The organism is Limibacillus sp. (genome assembly GCA_037379885.1).
Taxonomy (GTDB): domain Bacteria; phylum Pseudomonadota; class Alphaproteobacteria; order Kiloniellales; family CECT-8803; genus JARRJC01.
The window spans coordinates 1-4,439 of the sequence record JARRJC010000093.1; the positions used below are offsets into that span (position 1 = coordinate 1).

Annotated in this window: 6 protein-coding genes; 2 read left to right on the forward strand and 4 right to left on the reverse strand. The window is 63.0% G+C overall.

All coding sequences use genetic code 11. The annotated features are described in order from the left end of the window. The first annotated feature begins 20 nt into the window (after positions 1 to 20). Positions 21 to 623, forward strand: a complete 603-nt coding sequence (locus P8X75_14600) for a GGDEF domain-containing protein (GenBank protein ID MEJ1996411.1) — start codon at positions 21 to 23, stop codon at positions 621 to 623. Here the strand turns inward: P8X75_14600 and P8X75_14605 are convergent. From P8X75_14605 to P8X75_14620, 4 genes are all read right to left on the reverse strand, one after another. Beyond that, complete coding sequence (locus P8X75_14605; protein ID MEJ1996412.1) at positions 610 to 1,920, reverse strand: EAL domain-containing protein; 1,311 nt, start codon at positions 1,918 to 1,920, stop codon at positions 610 to 612. The two genes, P8X75_14600 and P8X75_14605, sit on opposite strands and share 14 nt — an antisense overlap. A gap of 59 nt (positions 1,921 to 1,979) precedes the next feature. Continuing rightward, positions 1,980 to 2,207: a hypothetical protein gene (locus P8X75_14610; protein ID MEJ1996413.1), complete on the reverse strand. Its 228-nt coding sequence runs from the start codon at positions 2,205 to 2,207 to the stop codon at positions 1,980 to 1,982. 136 nt (positions 2,208 to 2,343) lie between these two features. Then, positions 2,344 to 2,682, reverse strand: coding sequence for a hypothetical protein (locus P8X75_14615; protein ID MEJ1996414.1), 339 nt, complete (start codon positions 2,680 to 2,682; stop codon positions 2,344 to 2,346). A 68-nt stretch (positions 2,683 to 2,750) separates the two neighbouring features. Beyond that, complete coding sequence (locus P8X75_14620; protein MEJ1996415.1) at positions 2,751 to 3,359, reverse strand: HD domain-containing protein; 609 nt, start codon at positions 3,357 to 3,359, stop codon at positions 2,751 to 2,753. A gap of 274 nt (positions 3,360 to 3,633) precedes the next feature. Between P8X75_14620 and P8X75_14625 the strand changes: the two genes are divergently transcribed. Then, positions 3,634 to 4,439: UbiA family prenyltransferase (locus P8X75_14625; GenBank protein ID MEJ1996416.1), on the forward strand; the 806-nt coding region annotated here is incomplete at its 3' end.

The window sequence follows — 4,439 nt, forward strand, 5'->3', positions numbered from 1 at the left end:
ATACTCGGGATCGATAGACAGTGACGCAGAGTAGAAACATCGGAGAGGCGGAAGCTAAGGACCTGCTCATGGAGTTGGCCCGTTTGCGGCGCGAGAACGAGGACCTGCGTCTTCGTGTGGCGGAGTTGACGGACCTCTCTGATCAGGACCCGCTTTTGGGCGTATTGAACCGCCGTGCGTTCCTGCGGGAACTGGGGCGGGTTCAGGCCTATAGCAAACGTCACGACCTGGTCGCCGCCATCGTGTTCTTCGACCTGGACGGCTTGGCCGAGATCAACAACAGGCACGGGCACGAAGCGGGCGACGAAGCCCTGCGCTGTGTCTGCCGCACGGTGCGGGCCTGCGTGCGCGCATCGGACCTGCTGGGCCGCCTGGGCGGCGATGAGTTCGGGCTGGTGCTGGTCGGCACCGCCGCCGCCGACGCCGACCGGAAGATGCAGGCCATCTGCGACACGCTTTCCCAGACCCGGGTGCAGGCCGGTCTTGATCCCAAGGGGCTACAGGTCTCTATCACTTACGGGGTCCAGAGCATCTTGGCGGATTGCGCTCCGGAGGCGCTGATCGCCCGCGCCGACGAGCAGTTCTACGGCCGCAAGGGCCGGAACGGCTTCACGCAGCCTTGAAGTGGGTTTCCGAAAGCTGAGGCCAGCGCTTGCGCCAGACCTGGAAATGCTCCAGCGGCATGGGCTTGGCGATCATGAAGCCCTGAACCATGTCGACCCCCAGTTCGCGCAGCAGCGATAGGGTCGCGGCGTCTTCAACCCCCTCGGCCACGGTAACGAGTGACAGCTTCCGGGCGAGGTCGATGGAGGCTTCCAGCATGGCGAGGGCGCGCTTGTCGGTGGCGGCCTTGGCGACATAGGAGCGGTCCAGCTTCAACTCGTTGGCGGGAACGGAGTTAAGCTGGGTGAAGGTCGAGTGGCCGGTTCCGAAATCGTCGATCGCGAGAAGGGCCCGTTTCAGGCTCAACCGCGAAAGCACCTCGACCGACCGTTTCAGGTCTTGCAGCAGAGAGCTCTCCGTGATTTCCAGCACGAAGTTGGACAGCGGCTGGCCGTGGGCCTCCGCCATCTTCTGCAAGCGGTCGGGAAAGCTGATATCGCTGAAGGTGCCGGGGCTGATGTTCACCGCCAGAAATCCCGGTCCGGGGATGTTGCCCAGGAGCTCGGCGATCTCGAAGGCGCGGTCCAGGACCCGCATGTTCAGCCGGTCGGTGAGCCCGGCCTGCTCGCAAAGCGGAATGAAAGCCGGCGGCGGCAGGAGACTGCCGTCGGGCTGACGCCAGCGCGCCAGGCATTCCGCTCCGCAAAGCTCGCCCGTCCTGGCGCTGACCTTGGGCTGCAGAACGAGGTCCACGGCCTCTTCCAATCGCTCGTCGATCTCGTTGGCGCTCAAGACACGAAAGGCGGGGGCGTCGTTCGAATTGTCGGCGTGGCTCTGCTGCTGGAGTAGGGCCTGCTCCAGCTCGATCCCGGTGAAGGGCTTCAGGATGGTTCCCAGCAGTTCGATGTCGTAGGACTGAATCATGTCGCTGACGGTCGCGGCCAGGCGTTCGGTCTCGCCGGTCACCAGGATGATCCGCCCGTGGTAGTCGTGGTTCGCCAGATGCCGGATGAACTCAATGCCATCCATCTCGGGCATGTTGATGTCGCAGATGATGAGGTCGGGAACGGCTCTCTCAAGCTGGTCGATGCCCTCCCGGCCATTGAAGGCTTTGACGACGTCCTCGACGCCGCGTACCCGGAAGAAGAGATCGAGCGACCGGCAGACTTCAGGGCTGTCATCCACCACGAGGACGCGGCCAAGCTGCGCGAACACGGCGTTGCGCTCCTTTCCGCCTGTAAGCTGGGCGCGTCCGGGATCGAACTCCCGCATCGCCCGCTCGGGGTCTTTCATGGTGATGATCGGTGAGAGAGCCATCCGCCTGTTCGCCTTTGCTGGCCGCGCAATCTTGGGTCCACTTGCCGCCGGCGGCGCCTCTAGGCCGCGAGATCCTGCTGGTCTGCGACAAAAAGCGGGTCCTCGTCCCAGGCCTGCACCTCGGCCTTGCCGCTAAAGAGGAGGAAGATGTACCCCATAGCGCCGGCGAACACGCCGACGGGAATGGGCAGCAAGTCTCCAACATGGCCATAGCGCGCCAAGACCGTGGCGACCAGAGCGGTCGACATCAGCGCTGCGAGTCCCTGAAGGGCATTTACCACTGACATTTTAAGTCCTCTCGTCCGCCAGAGTCATTTGATTACCCGCAAAAATACCGCGGGAACGGTAAACGACCCCTTAATATCGGCAGAATTTTCTTAAAAAGCTAAGCTATTGCCCTATCGCCCTTTGAACCCAGTCCGCTTAAGGCTTCGCCTCTCCACGCGCCCGTTGCGGGTTCTCGAGGATCAGGGCGACCTCGGCTTCCTTCAGTTGCAGGCGCTCAGCGATTTCCGTCTGGCTGCAACCGTACTTCCCAAGGGCGATCGCCTCTTCGACCAGATGGCGCCGTACGGAGGACATGACCGAGCGTTTGCCGCCTGTTGGGCGCCCGGACTTGGGCGCCTGCCGCTCAAGGCTGCGTACGCGCACGCGCAATCTCGAGATCTCCGCGCGCGCTTCCTCCAAGGCCCTGGAGAGCGCTTCGATGCGCGCTACTGCCTCGGGGGTCCCTTTGCCTGGCGCCTCGTTGTCTCCAGCCATGCCGTGGGTCCGCCTGCTGCATGAAGTTTAGAAAGCTTAATTTAGACGAACAGGCGTGTTTTGGGAAGCTAGCTCGGCCCCGGGCCAGGAAGACCCAAGCATTCGCCCGGCCTCAGAACCTCCGGATCGTAAGGCTTTCGGTCGAAAACCCTCTGAACGACGGGCCGGAAGCTGTCCAGGCTGTCCATCTCATAGTCCGGGTCGAAGGAACTCTGATCCCAACGTTCGCAGAAATCCACGCAGCTTTGGTAATAGGGGCTGTCCTTGAAGCGCTCGCGCTCGTTCCGGTTCCAGCCGTAGTGGTGCGCGAAGTAGATCATCTGGAAGGCGGCGTGGTGCTCCACCACCCATGTCACCTCCTCACGCAGGAAGGGGCGCAGGATCTCCGCGGCGAAACGGTCATGGTTCTGAGGCGCCAGCCCGTCGCCGATGTCATGGAGCAGCGCGGCCACCACCCAGTCGTCGTCCGCGCCGTCCCGCCGGGCCCGGGTCGCGGTTTGCAGCGCGTGTTGCAGGCGGTTGATCCGATAACCGCTCAGGCTCTCCTCCCCCTGGGATGCGAGCTCCCTCAGCAGCCGCTCGGCGGTGCCTTGGATATAGGGCTCCTCCAGTTCGCGCAGCAGCAGGTAGTCCTCGCGCGTGCCGTCCTTCATCTGCGTGAATCCAACGGTCTTCATGCCGGCGTCTCCCCTGGCCTGGAATGAACTCGAGAACGATAGGCCCCCAACTGCCCGGCTATCAAGCTGCCCGGCTAATAAGCTGGGTGGCCCCTCGCGCTCCCGCGCAAGGGATTCAAGCTCCCTTAAGCCGGCTGCCGGTAGGATCGCCGCCGATTGATCCCCACATGATCGATAAAAGCACTATGGTCACGCAGCCGGTGCGTTACCCTGTGGGCGCAAGTCGTAACGAGTCGCGAGTGCCATGAAGCCGTCCGAGCATTCTTCTCCCAGCATGCAGGATCCCAGTTCGCAGGTTTCAACGTTGCGCGCGGTCCTGGCCGCCATGCGGCCACACCAGTGGCTCAAGAACCTTCTGATTTTCCTGCCGTTGATTGCTGCCCACAATGGGGAGCCCGCAGCCTGGCTGCTGGGGCTAGCGGGTTTCGTTTGCTTCAGCCTCGTGGCCTCCGGCGTCTATGTCATCAACGATCTCTGCGACCTTTCAGCGGACCGGGCTCATCCCCGAAAGCGGAACCGGCCCTTCGCATCGGGGGCCTTGGCCATAGGGACCGGGTTCATGCTGGCGCCGTCTCTCCTGGCCTTGGGGCTGCTGCTCGCGCTGCTTATCCTGCCAGGCGAGTTCACCCTGCTGTTGCTGGGCTACTTTGCCCTTACTTGCGCCTACTCGCTCTGGCTTAAGCGCATCGCGGTGTTGGACATCATCTTGCTGTCGGGTCTCTTCACCTGGCGGGTCTTGGCGGGCGGTATTGCCACCGGCATCCTGCTTTCGCCCTGGTTGCTGGCTTTCTCGACCTTCCTCTTCTTCTCCCTCGCTGCGGTCAAACGCCACGTCGAGATCGCCGATACGGCGCAGCGTAGCCAAGAGGCGATGAAGAGCGGCGGAACCCCGGAACGGATCACGGGGCGGGGATACCGGATCGACGACCTGCCGCTTATCCGCACGCTCAGCGTTACCTCCGGGCTGGTCGCCGTTCTGGTTGTGGCGCTTTACGTCAACAGCGATCAGGTGGTGATGCTCTATCGCACGCCCGAGGTGCTTTGGCTGCTCTGCGTCATTCTGCTCTTCTGGATAACGCG

Bases quoted from the DNA above. Each gene is read 5' to 3' on its own strand.
- P8X75_14605 (MEJ1996412.1), bottom strand. From the start codon at position 1,920: ATGGCTCTCTCACCGATCATCACCATGAAAGACCCCGAGCGGGCGATG.
- P8X75_14610 (MEJ1996413.1), bottom strand. From the start codon at position 2,207: ATGTCAGTGGTAAATGCCCTTCAGGGACTCGCAGCGCTGATGTCGACC.
- P8X75_14615 (MEJ1996414.1), bottom strand. From the start codon at position 2,682: ATGGCTGGAGACAACGAGGCGCCAGGCAAAGGGACCCCCGAGGCAGTA.
- P8X75_14620 (MEJ1996415.1), bottom strand. From the start codon at position 3,359: ATGAAGACCGTTGGATTCACGCAGATGAAGGACGGCACGCGCGAGGAC.